Here is a 768-nt window from a genome sequence, read left to right as displayed (position 1 = left end):
GCTTTCGCTACGGCTCCGACTTTTCATCTTAACCTTGCATGTTAACGTAACTCGCCGGTTCATTCTACAAAAGGCACGCCATCACCCATTAACGGGCTCTGACTACTTGTAGGCACACGGTTTCAGGATCTATTTCACTCCCCTTCCGGGGTACTTTTCACCTTTCCCTCACGGTACTGGTTCACTATCGATCACTAGGGAGTATTTAGCCTTGGGAGATGGTCCTCCCAGATTCCGACGGAGTTTCTCGTGTTCCGCCGTACTCAGGATACTGAATGGAGTGGGTCAGATTTCGTTTACGAGGCTTTCACTCTCTTTGGCCAAGCTTTCCAACTTGTTCAACTATCGTCACCTTTTGTTCTCACAACATCAGTCCTACAACCCTAAAGAGCAAGCTCTTTAGTTTGGGCTATTCCCGTTTCGCTCGCCGCTACTCAGGGAATCGAATTTTCTTTCTCTTCCTGCAACTACTTAGATGTTTCAGTTCATTGCGTGTACCTCTTGATTGCTATGTATTCACAAACAAGTAAATATCCATTACGATATTTGGGTTCCCCCATTCGGAAATCCCCGGATCAAAGCTTACTTACAGCTCCCCGAGGCGTATCGTCGTTAGTTACGTCCTTCATCGGCTCCTAGTGTCTAGGCATCCACCGTGCGCCCTTTATAACTTAATCTTGACAAAATATGAAATTAATCATTTTTATCGCGCAGTTTTCGGTGTTTCTTTAATTCATTATTTCTTAATATCCAGTTTTCAAGGTACGA

General features: G+C 44.8%; 1 rRNA gene. It reads right to left on the bottom strand.

The annotated features are described in order from the left end of the window. Positions 1–677, bottom strand: a 23S ribosomal RNA gene (locus FD31_RS13775); the annotation flags it as partial. Positions 678–768 lie beyond the last annotated feature (91 nt).

The sequence above is a fragment of the Companilactobacillus nantensis DSM 16982 genome (genome assembly GCF_001435815.1).
GTDB classification, from domain to species: Bacteria; Bacillota; Bacilli; order Lactobacillales; family Lactobacillaceae; genus Companilactobacillus; species Companilactobacillus nantensis.
This window is presented reverse-complemented; position numbering and strand designations above follow the sequence as displayed.